Source organism: Lacrimispora sphenoides (assembly GCF_900105215.1).
GTDB classification, from domain to species: domain Bacteria; phylum Bacillota; class Clostridia; order Lachnospirales; family Lachnospiraceae; genus Lacrimispora; species Lacrimispora sphenoides_A.
Genome location: NZ_FOIP01000001.1, coordinates 15,180 through 30,170, shown reverse-complemented (window position 1 = coordinate 30,170; position 14,991 = coordinate 15,180). Strand labels below are relative to the sequence as shown.

Below are 14,991 nucleotides of genomic sequence, written 5' to 3'. Positions count from 1 at the left end.
TATTATCTTAAACTATTCTGTGAATATTTCTTCGGTGAAATCCCCACTTTTTTTGTGAAAGCTTTAAAAAAATTGCTGTAGTCGTTAAACCCACACATGCTGTAAACCTCATTGACGCTGTAGCCGCCTGACAGAAGTTTCTGGGCCAGTTCGATGCGGCGGGAGATTATGTAGGAATTGATGGTTGTACCGGTGCTTTTCTTAAACAGCCTGCAAAGATAAGAGGTACTTAAATAAAAATGGGCCGCAATATCTCCGATGCTCAGCTGGGAATCGATGTTGTGGTGGATATAGGCGATGATGTCGGTCACCTTACTGCTGAAATACTGTTTCTGTTCTACCGATTCCTTTCCAAGGAAGGCCTCTGCAGCCAATTTTGTCATGAAAACCATATACTCAGCAAAGGCAGAACGCTCCACCACATCCTGACCGAATCCCTCTTCCACGGCTATTTTATTAAAAAAATACATGAAATGCCGCTGCTGTCCATGGTTTAAGGCGATACGGTGGGAAAATCTCTCAGGTCTGTGGGTAAAACAGTAGGTCAGATCCGTCTGCGGCGTTGAGATGCTTTCCAGATAGGAGGGGTCTATGAATATAACAAACCGTTCCTGAGGGCTGGTGGTATCCATCTGCAGCAAATGATGCTTTTCATATTGGCTGATCATGAACAGGCTCCCCGGTTCAATCAGGTAATTTTTATTATCGATCAAGAATGTGCTGCCTCCGCTTAAGGAAAAGTGAAACTCGTGGCAGCGATGGCTGTGCATGCTTAAAACTCCCAACTCGTTGTGGAGATGTACAATCGAGAATGACCGGGAGGCAATGCATTGATCTATTCCATCTGAAAAAGAGGTAAGTACTTTCATAAACCATAAATTCCTTAGCTAATTATACTAAAGTTATACCATAGGATGTCAATATTTGCAATGTTTTGTGCGAGATTTGAAATGAAATATAAGAAGATGGATGTTATAATAAGGAAAAAGCAGAGTGTAAGCGCTTACGCAAACATGTCAAAAAATGTAGAAAAAGTGGAACCACTTACACAGGGCTTTGAAGAACTCAATTATGAGGGTAAGAAAAAGGAGAGAAAACTATGAAAAAAATCAAACAGTGGGCTGCGATGGGGTTAGCAACTGTTATGACAGTGTCCTTAAGCGCCTGTGGCGGGGGAAAGAGCACAAGTGAGACAGCAGCTTCTACAGCGGCAGAGACAACTGCTGCAGCGGCAGATGAAGCGACAACGGCGGAGCCAACTACTTCAGGAGAGCCGGTAGAGCTTAAGTTTTCCTGGTGGGGCGGCGATACCAGACATGCTGCAACAGAAGAAGCGATTAAGGCATTTGAAGCGAAATATCCAAACATCAAGGTGACCCCTGAGTATGGCGCATGGACCGGCTGGGAAGAGAAGCAGTCTTTAAATATTTTAGGCGGAAATGCTGCTGATGTTATGCAGATCAACTGGAACTGGATCGAATCCTATAGCCAGGGCGGAACAGCATTTGCCAATCTGGAGGATTACTCCGATGTTCTTGATTTAAAACAGTTTACACCGGAAAGCCTTGACCTCTGTAAGGTTGACAATAAGTTAATGGCTGTTCCGATTTCTTTAACAGGACGTGTATTTTATTGGAATAAAACTGCATTTGAAGAAGTAGGCTGTGACATTCCTACTGATCTGGATTCCCTGTATGCAGCAGGTGCAGCATTTAAAGCAAAAGATCCAGATATGTATCCTTTAGCCCTTGGCGAATATGATCGTATGATTTTAATGGTTTATTATCTGGAATCCAAGTACGGTAAAAACTGGGTTGAAGGCGGAGAGGTCAATTATACGGAAGATGAAGTTAAGGACGGAATGGATTTCATTACCGAACTGGAAACGAAGCATGTCATTCCGACATTGGCAACCATTCAGGGTGATATGGCTGACTCTCTTGACAAGAATGCAAAATGGATCGATGGCAAGTATGCAGGTATCTTTGAGTGGGATTCCTCTGCTTCTAAATTCATGGCAGCACTGGAAGGCAGCGTAAACAAGCCTGGTCAAAAGTTCGTAGTTGGTGATTTCGTTAAGATGGGCGATAACAACGGAGGCTTTACAAAGATTTCCATGGCATATGCAGTTGCAGGTAATTCCAAGCATCCAAAGGAAGCAGCAATGTTAATCAACTTCTTGTTAAATGATGAGGAAGGCGTTAAGCTCGTTTCCACAGAGAGAGGGATTCCTTGCTCTACAGAGGGCTTAAAGATTCTTGAGGCGAACAAACTTGGCGATCCTCTGACCATTGAAGCTAATACAAAGGTTATGAATTACAGCAAGTTCAACTTAGACAGCAAGTTTGAGCACAACGATTTAAAAGCAAATCCAGATGGCGTTTACTATAAAGTATTTGGTAAGTTAAGCACAAGGGAAATTGATTCCAAGCAGGCAGCAAGTGAACTGATTAAGGGCATTACAGAGACTCTTGAGAGTTAATTAAGAATTCTGACAGTTTGAATAAGTGATACATATTTCATACGAGCCGCCATAATTTTATGGCGGCTCCCATAAAGAAAAGGGCAGACAAAAGTTATGGAATGCAGAATTAAGAGAATAAAACCATACCAGCTGACGGGGGCAATACAGATGTATGAAGCTACCGGCGAAGAGGTCTATAAGGATGCTGTAATGACTTATCTAAGCGGGCTGGAAGCTCCGGAAGGATTGGCAGAAGGTCTGCCGATACAGGATAGCCTGGCCTGCTTTTTTGCTTTGGATCAGACAGGGAATGAGAAATACAGACAGACGATAAAGTCATTCATCGGGCAGAATGATTGGACCTTAGATTTTATGCCCTTTGTAACAGCATACGAGACAAGGTATAAAAGAAAAGAACATTATAATGAGATTGCAGCTTTGTTCCGGGGGGAAGAAAGGCTTGCAGGAAGTGATCTGATAGCTCTTATAGAAACAATTGGTCAGATGTCAGAAGAAATCTATGAATATTATAGGGAATTAAGGGATTTATTTAAAACCGCAGTCAAGGAAAAAATAAAGGAACTCCCGGATTCTTCTGAAGCCCTGGAAATCGGTTATTCCATCTTGAGAGCATGCAATATGGGCGTGCTTCAAAGAGAGAAATACAGTGATTTCGGGGAATTAATATGGAAAACGATCGAAAGTAACGATAAAGATACATGCGCAGGCCTACAGGAAATGCTTAAAGCGCAACATACTATATTAAAAAAACAGGAGGAATAAAGTATGAAGTCAAAAGGTATCCGTAAGGTTCTGGCAGACAATGCAGGATTCTTTTTCATCTTACCATGGCTGGTCGGATTTATACTTTTCAAAGTTTATCCGTTCGCCTCTTCCCTATACTATAGCTTTACAAACTATGATTTGTTTAACGGCATTTCGAAGACAGGTATGATGAACTATAATAAGATTTTCACAGATTCCGACATTAAAAAAGCGTTTTATGTTACATTTAAATATGCAATTTTTGATGTTCCCTTAAAGCTGATGTTCGCATTGTTCATCGCATATATCCTGAACTTTAAATTAAAAGGAGTTAATTTCTTCCGGACTGCGTATTATGTTCCGTCTATTCTGGGAGGATCCATTGCCATTGCAATTTTATGGAGAGCCGTATTCAATACAGACGGCCTGATTAATACAGTTCTTGGCGTATTTGGTGTTGAAAAGATCAACTGGATGGCAAGCGGAGGCGGTGCCCTGACCGTGATTGTACTTTTAAGGGTCTGGCAGTTTGGTTCTGCCATGGTAATCTTCCTCGCAGCCTTAAAGGGTGTCTCTGAAGACTTATACGAAGCAGCTTCCATTGACGGGGCAGGAAAGTGGACACAGTTCTTTAAAATTACGGTTCCTTTAATTACACCGGTTATTTTCTACAACCTGATCACTCAGTTATGCCAGGCGTTCCAGGAATTCAATGGGCCATTCCTTGTAACAAAGGGAGGACCTAACGGTGCGACTACTTTGATCTCGATCCTGATTTATAACAACGCATTCTTACGGCATAAGATGGGTATGGCAAGTGCACAGGCCTGGATCCTGTTCCTCATTGTTATGACCTTTACGGTAGTAGCGTTTGTAAGCCAGAAAAAGTGGGTTTATTATTCAGATGAGGATGGGAGGTAAATGACATGACGAAAGAGACTAAGAGAAAGATCAGTGCAGCGATCCGTTATGCATTATTGATTCTTGTCGGATTTATTATGGTATACCCCCTGATCTGGATGGTGGGGGCTACTTTTAAGACAAACTCGGAGATTTTTACCAGCGCATGGTTTTGGCCCAAAAAGCCTGTGACCGATGGTTATGCCAATGCATTTGTAGATTACGGTGGAAAGATCAATCTGATCAAATCCATGCTCAATACATACAAGATTGTTGTGCCAAAGGTTCTTTTCACCGTTGTATCAGCCACGATCACGGCTTATGGTTTCGGCCGGTTTGAATTTAAGGGAAAGGGAATCCTGTTCTCTCTTATGATTTCCACCCTGTTTCTGCCTCAGGTAGTGTTAAATGCACCCCAGTATATCATGTTCAATAAATGGGGCTGGACCAACTCCTATTTACCGTTAGTGGTTCCCTCACTGTTTGCAGGAGATACCTATTTCTTATTCATGCTGATACAGTTTTTAAGAGGTGTGCCAAAGGAACTGGAGGAAGCTGCCAAAATTGATGGCTGCAGTTCCATTAAAACCTTATGGCATGTGATTGTTCCCATGTTAAAGCCATCGCTGGTATCCGTTGCATTGTTTCAGTTCATGTGGACGTCCAACGACTTTATGGGACCGCTTATTTACGTTTCCGATATGCCCAAATATACGAATTCCATTTATTTGCGCATGTCCATGGACGGTGATGTAGGATTCCAGTGGAACCGGATTCTGGCGATGTCTTTAATCTCCATTATTCCTTCCCTGATCGTATTCTTCTGTGCCCAGGATGCCTTTATTGACGGTATCGCAGCAGGAGGCGTGAAAGGATAATGAAAAGCACGGGCGTGGTAAGTAATTTCCGCGCCCTTTTTAACATCATCAAGTAGGATCGCGGATTGCGAACATCCGATTGACATAGGAAAAAGTAGAGGTGAAGTTAGAATGGAATTAAAAATTGTCTTTAAAACGGCACGGTCCGTAACCCTGGAGACTGTGACGGAGCAGATTTATGAATTTGAAACACCGGGAAAGATTCTGGTAAACGGAAATGTTTATGGAGAAACGAAACGGGTTGTCTTTACGTTGTTTGACTTAAAACCTGATATGGATTATAATATTTCTCTGGAAAGAAATGGGGAAAGGGCGGAAGCCAGTTTCCATACCGACTATGAATTTGTAACATTAAATGTAAAAGATATGGGAGCCAGGGGCGATGGAATCCAGGATGATACCTCCTTTATCCAGGCGGCTATCATGGCCTGTCCGAAGGACAGCCGGGTATTGATTCCAAAAGGAAAATACCGTATTACCAGCCTGTTTCTAAAGAGCCATTTAAGGCTTGAGCTGGCGGAGGGAGCGGAACTTCTGGCAGATACGGACCGGAGTAAATATCCCAGATTTCCTGGAATGATCGAGAGCTATGATGAAAAAGAGGATTACAATCTGGGGACCTGGGAAGGTAATCCTCTCCCAATGTTTGCAGGAATCATAACCGGTATCGATGTAGAAGATGCGGTGGTCTATGGCAGCGGCCTCATCAATGGTCAGGCTTCCTTTGATAACTGGTGGGATAATGTCCGTCAGATGAAGGTGGCATTCCGTCCGCGCATGGTATTTTTAGAAAGGTGTAAAAACGTTACCCTTCAGGGCTTTTCCTTAAAAAACAGTCCTGCCTGGGTGCTTCATCCATATTTCAGTAAGGACTTAAAATTCCTCAATCTGGATGTTCATAATCCGGCAGATTCTCCCAATACGGATGGTCTGGACCCGGAATCCTGCAAGAACGTGGAAATACTGGGCCTTCACTTTTCTTTAGGCGATGACTGCATAGCAATCAAGTCTGGAAAAATCTACATGGGCCGCAGGTATCAAACGCCTTCTGAAAACATCGTGATCCGCCAGTGCCTGATGGAAGATGGCCACGGGGGGGTGACTGTGGGAAGCGAAGTGGGTGCAGGCGTTAAGAATATCCGAGTGGAGCGCTGCCTGTTTTCCAAAACGGACAGAGGCCTGCGGATCAAGACAAGAAGAGGCCGGGGAAAGGACTCTGTGCTTTCTGAAATTTATTTTGACCAAATACACATGGATCATGTCATGACACCATTTGTTGTAAATAGCTTTTATTTCTGTGATCCCGATGGAAAGTCTGATTATGTGCAGTGCAGAGAGGCCCTTCCTGTTGATGAACGGACCCCAGAGATCAAGAGGCTGTACTTTACCAACATCAAGGCGGAAAACTGCCATGTGGCGGCTTCCTTTCTCTATGGGCTGCCGGAGAAAAAAATTGAACGCATTGAATTTAAAAATGTTGATATTTCCTTTGCGGACGAGGCAAAGACAGGAGCCCCCGCCATGCTGTCCGGAGTAGGAGAGTGCAGGAAAAAAGGATTTCTCATCAGTAACGTAGACACCCTTATCTGTGATCATGTGAAGATTTCCGGCCAGGAAGGGGAAGCCTTTGAGTTAAGCAGCATCAATCATTACGAAGTGAGATAAAGGAGGAGTTTATTATGCAGATCGGAATCCGGTTACATGATGTCGCACCTGGAACCCTGGAGGAACGGGTGAAGATTGCCCACGAACAGGGATTTACCTGTGCCCATTTGGCCCTGGCAAAAACTGTGCAGGAACATTCCGTGGAGAATTCCGCACTGACGCCAGGCTATGCTTCATATTTGCGTAAAAAATTCGCAGAACATGATGTGGATATCGCAGTTTTGGGCTGCTATTTAAATCTGGCTCATCCAGATCCGGAAGAAATCAAAAAAATCCAGGAGCGTTATTTCGCCCATCTGCGTTTTGCTTCTATTTTAGGCTGCAGCGTTGTCGGAACCGAGACTGGCGCACCGAATAAGGAATATTGTTATGAACCGGCCTGCCACACAGAGGAAGCCCTACAGACTTTTATCACCAATTTGCGTCCGGTTGTGGAGTGTGCGGAAAAATTCGGTGTGATTCTGGCAATCGAACCGGTGTGGAGCCATATTGTATACAATTCCAAACAGGCACTAAAGGTGATTAATGCCATTGGTTCGCCTAATTTAAGAATTATCCTGGATCCGGTTAATCTTTTGACAGTAGAAAACAGCGGTAATTACGAGCAGGTAATAAGGGAAGCCATTGAGGATTTAGGCTGCTATACAGATGTTCTTCATATGAAAGACTTTGTAGTGGAAGACGGCCGCATCATATCCGGCGCTCCGGGAACCGGTGTTATGAAATACGATGCGATCCTGGATTTTGTAAAAAAGGAAAAGCCGTATATCCAGATGACCATTGAGGACAGCAGGCCGGATAATGCAGAATGGTCAAGGAAATTTCTTGAGAATTATGGTGGTTAAGAAGATAACTTAAAATACAGCAGATGAGAACGGTGAGGCTTTTGTCCTCACCGTTTTGCATGCTCTGCTGATTAAATGAACGTATTATTTTGCATAACTACGTCCAGTTTAACATTTTGACCCTCTTGTGTTCTATCGGTTGTTGGCTCAGTTTTATCGTTACAAGTTTCAACTTTATCTTTTTTTATAGATCCAGAATGAATTAGAGCGATTTTAGCACAGACTGGTCCAATTAACTCATACAAAACCGAAGAGGATAATATTATCGTAAGCAACATATTTCCCATACGATCGGGCAAAACTCTTTTCCCCATGAAAGCAAGGCCAATGGCAACACCGGCTTGTGGGATCAAGGCTAACCCTAAATAGTTTCGTACTGCTGCTGTTGTTTTAGCTATCATACAACCTCCAAAAGCACCAAGGTATTTTCCCACAATCCGTATTACAAAATAAGATGCTCCAATTATCCCCAGAGTACCAAACGAGCGAATATTTAAACTCATTCCTGATACAACAAAGAACATAGACAAAATAGGCGGAGTAAACCTTTCAACTTGCCTGTATAATTCTTTGTCTTTCGTCATATTGATATAAGTTGTGCCAAAAAGCATACAAGAAAGTAAAGGTGAAATATCTACGGAGGCGCATAGACCCGCAATTCCAAGAAGAAGTGAAATTGTTAATATCAGCCTGTTATCCTCACTCCGTCCCGGAGTCATCAGCCGGCTTAATAAAGCTCCGCTTATAAAACCGATTACCAATGCACCAATATTATAAATGATGGGCAATATGATTTCAAAAGCAGAAACACCTGCTCCGGCTTCCGTATTGACAAAAGCTGAGGCTAAGCTGAAAGCGATAAGACACACAGCGTCATCGAGTGCAGCTACCTGTAATAATATATTTACAAAATTCCCACGCGCATGATATTGCCGGATTGTAATCATAGTGCTTGCTGGGGCTGTTGCCGTTGCAATCGCTCCCAAGAGCAGACAAAAGCTCCAGCTTAAATGGAATATGTAGTGCATGGATAACGTTACTAATATTCCGGCCAATAAAGATTCCATTAAAGTAATCACGATAACTCCCAATCCAGTTTCTTTAAAAGCCTCTTTTTTAAAAAAACGCCCAACACCAAACGCGATAAAGGCCAAAGCAATGTCACTGATAAACCCCATATGTTCAACCATTTCATGTGGAATCAAGTTCAAAACATATGGTCCTATCACAACTCCGGCAATAATATAACCAGTTACATTAGGCAGTTTAGCCAGCTTTGTAATACGTGTAAGCAGAAATCCGGCCAGCAATATTACTGATAAAGATAAAAGAATAATTGTTGTGTCATTTAAATGACTAAAAAGATGATCCATGGATAAATCCTCCTCTATAATCCTATATTTTCAAATGCGGTTAAAAACACGCACGTTAAAGTCCAATATGATGATGTAACCATACAACTAAAAAGATAAAGAAGTTTTAAATAATTTCGCGTGTCACGAAGGTGAAGCATATCAAATTTAACCATAGTCATTAGGACAAGAATTACATTGCATGATATTTTTATTGAAAGCAGATGCACTGCATGATTTACCAAATCTACTGAAAAACAAAGTGGTAAGAAGAAAAACATAAGTGCAATATTTGCTAAGATTACTCCGGCATAACCTGACTGTTCCTTTCCGAAGTTAACGATCCCCTTGTATCGCGAAATTGAATAATCAGCAATATTTTGTGTCGGTGACCGAAAATGATTGTTAAAATAGTATGAAGAATATGGAAATGGTTTAATTACATTAAAAATAAGAACATGCCATACAAATAAAAGCTTTTGCCTCATTATTCTTGCCTCCTTTCTTGATTTATGCTACTATTATAATCATAAATTGCATAATGTATATTTATAATTATTTAGTATTCCATAAGTAATCATTATAGTTGGGGGTGAATAAGATGATTGATACTAAACTTTATACGTTATTAGCAGTGGTCGAATTTAACAGTTACACACGTGCGGCAGAACATCTTTCTTTGACGCAGCCAGCGGTTACTCAACACATAAAGCAATTGGAAAGAGAATTGAATATTAAAATTTTCAATCGTGTTGGAAATGATATAAAGCCTACAAATGAAGGAAATATTGTAATTCAATATGCCCGGCGAAGCATAGCCCTATATCAGAGGATGGAACAAAATATTTTGGATGAGCAGCGCCATGTTAGACGGCTTACGGTTGGAATTACCCATACTGCGGAAAGTAATGCAGTGGCAGAAGTGTTAGGAAAGTACAGCTCCAAAAATCCTGGTGCAAGCATAACAATTATTTCTGACTCTATAAATAATCTTTATGATATGCTGAAAAATTATGAGGTGGATTTAGCTGTTGTAGAGGGGAAGGTTCAAGATGACAGCATTAACTCGCTTCTGTTGGACACAGATTCCCTGATGCTGGTTGTATCAAACAATAATCTCCTGGCAAAAAAGAGCATGGTAACCATAAATGAATTAATGAAGGAGCCATTGATACTTCGCAGACCCTCATCGGGGACTAGAAACCTGTTTACTGCCCACTTAGAAAGTAATAACATGTCACTTGATGATTTTAATGTCATTTTAGAAGTCGACAATATTGCAACGATTAAAGATCTTATTAGACGGGATATAGGAGTTTCCATACTTTCACGAAGCGTATGTCTGGACGAACTAAAGAAAGGGAAAATTACTGCATTGCCTATAGAAAATCTTAGTATGATTCGGGAGATCAACATTCTGTATCACAGCGATTTTAAACATGCAGATGTTTTGCATAGTATCATGAAGGAATATAATAAGGTGGTAAAGTTCTATGCTTCTTAATGCGGCCTGCGCAAAACGGCAAGCAATGTGACTGCGGCATATTGACAACTTACTTATTGCATCCGGAGAATAAGGGATTGCTCCATTTACATCCAGATTAAAACACCGGTATCACCAATCAAGGTGACACCGGTGTTTGTATCCTCAAGTCTATATGTGCTTTATGAATGGGCACTCGTTATTCCGGTCAGTTTAAACATTCCTTCATAACTTCATACGCGCCTTTATCTTTAATACCTGTTAAATAACCTGCCACGGCTTCTTCAAATCCTGGAATTTCACTTAAATCCTCATCCCAGAAGTCAGCATTGGTGCAAACCGCGTGAACAAGGGAAGCCGCATCGTCATCCTTATGATCATAGAAGAACTGAAGAATCGGCTTATCATCCTTGATGGTGTATTCGTCACCTGCAGGACGTACTGCAACAAGGCCGTCGACCGTAAGGTTCATTCCGTTGTAGAATGCAATGTAGAAAGCGAAGGAGGCTGTTATACATTTAGGAAGTGTGCCTGTTTGCTCCACGTAGCTTTTAAGGGAAGGCATAACCCGGGCTTTCCATTTGGAGGTGGTATTTAAGGAAATGGATAACAGAGCATGATCAATAAATGGGTTTTTGAAACGCTCCGTAACAGAGGATGCAAAACTCATTAATTCTTCCTTTGGAAGGGTCAGGGTAGGAATGATCTCATCATAAATGGTCTTATTCATAAAGTCGCGGATCACTTCGTCATCCATGCAGTTGCGGACAATATCCTGACCGGCAAGGTAAGCGCCTAATACAAAGGATGTATGTGCGCCGTTTAAAATGCGGACCTTTCTCTGCTTATATGGCTTGTGATCGTTACAGATGATAACAGGGAGGCCTGCTTCTTCAAAAGGCAGTTCTTTCTTTAAGCTGTCCGGTCCTTCGATGACCCAGAAGCCGAAGACTTCACCGGTATCGATGATGTTATCCTGATAGCCTAATTCTTCACAGATGGCAGCAGCTTCATTTCTCGGATATCCGGTTACGATACGGTCTACCAGAGTGGAGCAGAAGATGTTCTCCTCTTTGATCCAATTAATGAATTCATCGCCCAGGTTCCATTGCTCGGCGTATTTTAAAACACATTTCTCCAGCTCTTTTCCGTTGTTATCGATCAGCTCGCAGGAGAGGATAACAAATCCCTTTCCGGCTTCCTTTCCGAACTTTTCAAATCTTCTGTAAAGGAACTGGGTCAGTTTTCCAGGGTAGCTGTCAGCCGGAACATCTGTAAACTGGCAGGAAGGATCGTAGGTAATACCTGCTTCAGTGGTATTGCAGGCAATGTAACGCAGGTCAGGATTATCCGCACAGGCCAATACGGACTCATAATCTGCATAAGGATTTAAGCATCTGCTTACACAGGAGATCACCCGCTTGGCATTTACCTTCTGCCCGTTTTCAAAACCGCGGAGGAAAAGGGTATAAAGTCCTTCCTGTTCGTTGATCATATCCGCAAGACCTGGTGCAATGGGCTGGCATAATACAACCTTGGAGTTAAATCCAGTTTTTTCATTCAGGACATCGATAAAATAATCCACAAATGCCCTTAAGAAATTACCTTCGCCGAACTGCAGCACACGTTCTGGGGCTTCCTTTAAAAGATATCCGTCATACCCAAGTTTTTCCAGTGTTTCATAACATAACTTTTCCATTGAATTTATCTCCTTTTTTCTTCATTGCATATTTCAATCTGCATTCTGCATTCATATAGGGACACAGAATGGCATAGTAGTTGAATTATAAGGTCACGCCCTGCTTAAAGATAGCCATGTCATGGAAACCTGCTTCTTCGGATTTCACCTTTTTGCCGGAAGCTACCTCGATGACAAAATCAAAGAATTCATTTTTAAGGGTATCCATATCAGTACCCTCGACCAGTACGCCGCAGTTGAAATCAATCCAGTTACTTTTCTTTGTGCTTAAGGCAGTGTTGGTCGAAATCTTCATGGTCGGTACCGGACAGGCAAATGGAGTACCGCGGCCTGTGGTGAACAGAACGATGTGGGCACCGGAAGCGGCCAGTGCCGTGGAGGCCACTAAGTCGTTACCGGGAGCACTTAAGAGATTTAAGCCCTTATCGCGTACCGGTTCCCCGTATTTTAATACATCTACGACCGGAGCGCTGCCGGATTTCTGGACACAGCCTAAGGATTTGTCCTCCAGGGTAGAGATACCGCCCTTTTTGTTGCCAGGGGAAGGATTTTCGTAAATAGTCTGGTTATGGCTGGTGAAATAGTTCTTGAAATCATTAATCAGATCCACGGTTTTATCAAAGGTTTCTTCATTCTGGCAGCGGTTCATAAGAAGCGTTTCCGCACCGAACATTTCGGGAACCTCCGTCAGGATGGTGGTTCCGCCTTTAGAAACCAGCATATCGGAGAATGCTCCTACCGTGGGATTGGCTGTGATCCCGGATAAACCGTCGGAACCGCCGCATTTCATACCAATGGTGAGTTCGCTGCAGCTTACAGGCTCTCTGTGGAACGTGCCTGCGTATTCAGCCAGCTGTCCGATGAGCTCCATGGCATCAGCCATTTCATCCTCAGACTCCTGAGTTACCAGGAATTTTACCCTGTTCTCGTCGTAATCGCCGATATAGGGTTTCAGTTCGGAAACGCTGCTGTTTTCGCAGCCAAGTCCCAGGACCAGAACGCCTCCGGCGTTGGGATGGTTAATTAAATCAGCCAGAATGGTTCTTGTATATTCCTGGTCGTCACCCATTTGGGAACAGCCGTAAGGATGAGGGAATGCGGCGATTTCGTCAATGGAGCCGCCTACGTATTTCTTAGCCATACGCTCCAGAGCAGTGGCTATGTTATTGACACAGCCAACAGTGGGAATGATCCAGATTTCATTGCGCACACCCACTTTACCGTCCGTCCTGCGGTAGCCTTGAAAGAAACGTTCTTCTGTGGGGATAACAGCCGTTTCCTGTTTCTCGTACGTATAAGTAAGTAAATCCCCCAAACCTGTTTTTAAATTATGCGTGTGAATCCAGGCCCCTGTCTTAATATGTTCCTTTGCCATGCCAATGGCACAGCCGTATTTGATGACGGATGAGCCGGCAGGTATATCGGCGAGGGCGAATTTATGACCCTGTGGGATATCTTCCAGGAGTGTAACGGTATTTCCGCCTATCTCTGCGGCAGTGCCGGAAGAAAGCGGCTTTAATGCAACTGCAACATTATCTCCGGAATGAATTTTGATAAAATCCTGCATAAGCTTCCTTTCCTTTCTTGGTACCAGAATCAATCGGTACATGTAATGTAAGTACTTACATAAAACATACACTATTTTGGTGCAGACGTCAATAGGGAAAGAAAAAAAGAGATTTTTCTTTTTGTTTAGGGGAACAATTTAAGAAATAAACAGATTTTTTTAAGAAATAAAATCAGCAATAACAGTTGCTTTACAGAAATTTATCCTGTATAATGAAGCGAGAAAAGTGTAAGCGCTTACGCTTACTTTGTGTGTGGAAATTTTGATGAGTAAAAGGGATTACTAGGATGAACATTTATGACATTGCAGAACTTGCAGGAGTTTCCATCGCTACCGTATCCCGGGTGGTGAACGACAGCCCCCGTGTGAGTGAGAAAACAAAACAAAAAGTCAGGACGATTATGGAAGAACATGGCTATACTCCCAATGTATTTGCCAGAGGCCTTGGGCTTGATTCCATGAAGACCATTGGGATATTATGTCCGGATGTATCAGATGCATATATGGCTACAGCGGTAGCCCATTTAGAGAGCCGCATGCACGAGCATGGTTACGACTGTATTTTGTGCTGCAGCGGATTTGAACAGTCCGTGAAAGAAAAGTATGTCAGCCTTCTTCTTGCGAAGCGGATTGATGCACTCCTCATGGTTGGTTCTACTTATGCAGGAACAGGGGAATCAGATAAAAATACGCAGTATGTCCGCAATGCAGCAAAGCAGGTTCCGATATTTTTGATCAACGGATATTTGGATGGCGAGAATATTTATTGTGCTTATGGAGATGATTATCAGGCAACCTACGATGTGACCAGCCAGATGATTGAGACAGGACGGCGCAGAATCCTGTTTCTCTGTGACTCCCATTCCTACAGCGCAAATCAGAAACTGGCAGGCTATGAATCCGCTTTAAAAGCCCACGGGCTTCCTGTGCTGGGAGATTTAAAGCTTTATGTAAAGAACCGGATCCATACGGTAAGGGATATTCTTCTGGAGCGCCGTGATTTACGATTTGACAGCGTGGTAGCTACAGATGACGGTCTTGCCGTAGGTGCGATTAAGTATGCCAATGCAAAGCTATTAAAGGTACCGGAAAATTTGTGTATTACCGGATTTAATAATTCCGCCCTGTCGATCTGCAGCGATCCGGAGCTTTCTTCCATTGATAACCGGGTCGAGGAATTATGCAACATCTCTGTCGATAATATGATGAAAATCCTTCTGGGAGAAGAAACGGAAGTTAACAGGAATAACCGGATTCCATGCCGGCTGATTAAGCGGTGTACCACTGATTTTTAGCCTATTGTCATTTCTTTCCGTGTATGCTAAAATATAATCTCAGTAAATATTGGAAATGCGCATTAATAAGGAAAGAGC

The 14,991-nt window shown here is 42.6% G+C and carries 13 protein-coding genes; 9 read left to right on the top strand and 4 right to left on the bottom strand.

Going from position 1 to position 14,991, the window contains the following annotated elements:
• Positions 1 to 2: 2 nt before the first annotated feature.
• Positions 3 to 869 carry a helix-turn-helix transcriptional regulator gene (locus BMW45_RS00165; RefSeq protein WP_092240026.1) on the bottom strand — a complete coding sequence of 289 codons (867 nt, stop codon included), beginning with the start codon at positions 867 to 869 and terminating at the stop codon, positions 3 to 5.
• Positions 870 to 950: 81 nt separating this feature from the next.
• On the opposite strand from BMW45_RS00165, the gene BMW45_RS27665 reads away from it, so the two are divergent.
• The 7 genes from BMW45_RS27665 (at position 951) to BMW45_RS00135 (ending at position 7,517) form a co-directional block, all read left to right on the top strand.
• Entirely contained in the window at positions 951 to 1,103 is a 153-nt protein-coding gene (locus BMW45_RS27665) for a hypothetical protein (RefSeq protein ID WP_166433251.1), read from the top strand.
• A complete protein-coding gene (locus BMW45_RS00160; protein WP_092240025.1) occupies positions 1,100 to 2,482 on the top strand; it encodes an ABC transporter substrate-binding protein in 1,383 nt (460 codons plus the stop codon). Before BMW45_RS27665 ends, BMW45_RS00160 begins: the two co-directional genes overlap by 4 nt.
• Before the next feature lie 96 nt (positions 2,483 to 2,578).
• Positions 2,579 to 3,247: a glycoside hydrolase family 88 protein gene (locus BMW45_RS00155; protein WP_092240024.1), complete on the top strand. Its 669-nt coding sequence runs from the start codon at positions 2,579 to 2,581 to the stop codon at positions 3,245 to 3,247.
• A gap of 3 nt (positions 3,248 to 3,250) precedes the next feature.
• The gene (locus BMW45_RS00150) at positions 3,251 to 4,150 is read left to right on the top strand and encodes a carbohydrate ABC transporter permease (protein WP_025231842.1); all 900 of its coding nucleotides are present in this window, start codon (positions 3,251 to 3,253) and stop codon (positions 4,148 to 4,150) included.
• 5 nt (positions 4,151 to 4,155) lie between these two features.
• A complete protein-coding gene (locus BMW45_RS00145; protein ID WP_025231843.1) occupies positions 4,156 to 5,007 on the top strand; it encodes a carbohydrate ABC transporter permease in 852 nt (283 codons plus the stop codon).
• Between the two features lie 111 nt (positions 5,008 to 5,118).
• On the top strand, positions 5,119 to 6,672 hold the full coding sequence (locus BMW45_RS00140) for a glycoside hydrolase family 28 protein (RefSeq protein WP_092240023.1): 1,554 nt from the start codon (positions 5,119 to 5,121) through the stop codon (positions 6,670 to 6,672).
• Between the two features lie 14 nt (positions 6,673 to 6,686).
• Positions 6,687 to 7,517 carry a sugar phosphate isomerase/epimerase family protein gene (locus tag BMW45_RS00135; RefSeq protein ID WP_092240022.1) on the top strand — a complete coding sequence of 277 codons (831 nt, stop codon included), beginning with the start codon at positions 6,687 to 6,689 and terminating at the stop codon, positions 7,515 to 7,517.
• Positions 7,518 to 7,588: 71 nt separating this feature from the next.
• Here the strand turns inward: BMW45_RS00135 and BMW45_RS00130 are convergent, their stop codons facing one another.
• Positions 7,589 to 8,890: a cation:proton antiporter gene (locus BMW45_RS00130; protein ID WP_092240021.1), complete on the bottom strand. Its 1,302-nt coding sequence runs from the start codon at positions 8,888 to 8,890 to the stop codon at positions 7,589 to 7,591.
• Positions 8,891 to 9,470: 580 nt separating this feature from the next.
• Between BMW45_RS00130 and BMW45_RS00120 the strand changes: the two genes are divergently transcribed.
• A complete protein-coding gene (locus tag BMW45_RS00120) occupies positions 9,471 to 10,373 on the top strand; it encodes a LysR family transcriptional regulator (RefSeq protein WP_092240019.1) in 903 nt (300 codons plus the stop codon).
• Between the two features lie 187 nt (positions 10,374 to 10,560).
• On the opposite strand, the gene BMW45_RS00115 is transcribed toward BMW45_RS00120, so the two are convergent.
• Together BMW45_RS00115 and BMW45_RS00110 are read right to left on the bottom strand one after the other, a co-directional pair.
• Positions 10,561 to 12,051: a tagaturonate reductase gene (locus BMW45_RS00115; RefSeq protein ID WP_092240018.1), complete on the bottom strand. Its 1,491-nt coding sequence runs from the start codon at positions 12,049 to 12,051 to the stop codon at positions 10,561 to 10,563.
• Between the two features lie 85 nt (positions 12,052 to 12,136).
• Positions 12,137 to 13,618, bottom strand: coding sequence for a UxaA family hydrolase (locus BMW45_RS00110; protein WP_092240017.1), 1,482 nt, complete (start codon positions 13,616 to 13,618; stop codon positions 12,137 to 12,139).
• Positions 13,619 to 13,905: 287 nt separating this feature from the next.
• On the opposite strand from BMW45_RS00110, the gene BMW45_RS00105 reads away from it, so the two are divergent.
• Positions 13,906 to 14,913, top strand: a complete 1,008-nt coding sequence (locus BMW45_RS00105; protein ID WP_092240016.1) for a LacI family DNA-binding transcriptional regulator — start codon at positions 13,906 to 13,908, stop codon at positions 14,911 to 14,913.
• Positions 14,914 to 14,991 lie beyond the last annotated feature (78 nt).

Bases quoted from the DNA above. Each gene is read 5' to 3' on its own strand.
- BMW45_RS00135 (WP_092240022.1), top strand. From the start codon at position 6,687: ATGCAGATCGGAATCCGGTTACATGATGTCGCACCTGGAACCCTGGAG.
- BMW45_RS00130 (WP_092240021.1), bottom strand. From the start codon at position 8,890: ATGGATCATCTTTTTAGTCATTTAAATGACACAACAATTATTCTTTTA.
- BMW45_RS00160 (WP_092240025.1), top strand. From the start codon at position 1,100: ATGAAAAAAATCAAACAGTGGGCTGCGATGGGGTTAGCAACTGTTATG.
- BMW45_RS00150 (WP_025231842.1), top strand. From the start codon at position 3,251: ATGAAGTCAAAAGGTATCCGTAAGGTTCTGGCAGACAATGCAGGATTC.
- BMW45_RS00120 (WP_092240019.1), top strand. From the start codon at position 9,471: ATGATTGATACTAAACTTTATACGTTATTAGCAGTGGTCGAATTTAAC.
- BMW45_RS00110 (WP_092240017.1), bottom strand. From the start codon at position 13,618: ATGCAGGATTTTATCAAAATTCATTCCGGAGATAATGTTGCAGTTGCA.
- BMW45_RS00140 (WP_092240023.1), top strand. From the start codon at position 5,119: ATGGAATTAAAAATTGTCTTTAAAACGGCACGGTCCGTAACCCTGGAG.
- BMW45_RS00105 (WP_092240016.1), top strand. From the start codon at position 13,906: ATGAACATTTATGACATTGCAGAACTTGCAGGAGTTTCCATCGCTACC.
- BMW45_RS00115 (WP_092240018.1), bottom strand. From the start codon at position 12,051: ATGGAAAAGTTATGTTATGAAACACTGGAAAAACTTGGGTATGACGGA.
- BMW45_RS00155 (WP_092240024.1), top strand. From the start codon at position 2,579: ATGGAATGCAGAATTAAGAGAATAAAACCATACCAGCTGACGGGGGCA.
- BMW45_RS00165 (WP_092240026.1), bottom strand. From the start codon at position 869: ATGAAAGTACTTACCTCTTTTTCAGATGGAATAGATCAATGCATTGCC.
- BMW45_RS00145 (WP_025231843.1), top strand. From the start codon at position 4,156: ATGACGAAAGAGACTAAGAGAAAGATCAGTGCAGCGATCCGTTATGCA.
- BMW45_RS27665 (WP_166433251.1), top strand. From the start codon at position 951: ATGAAATATAAGAAGATGGATGTTATAATAAGGAAAAAGCAGAGTGTA.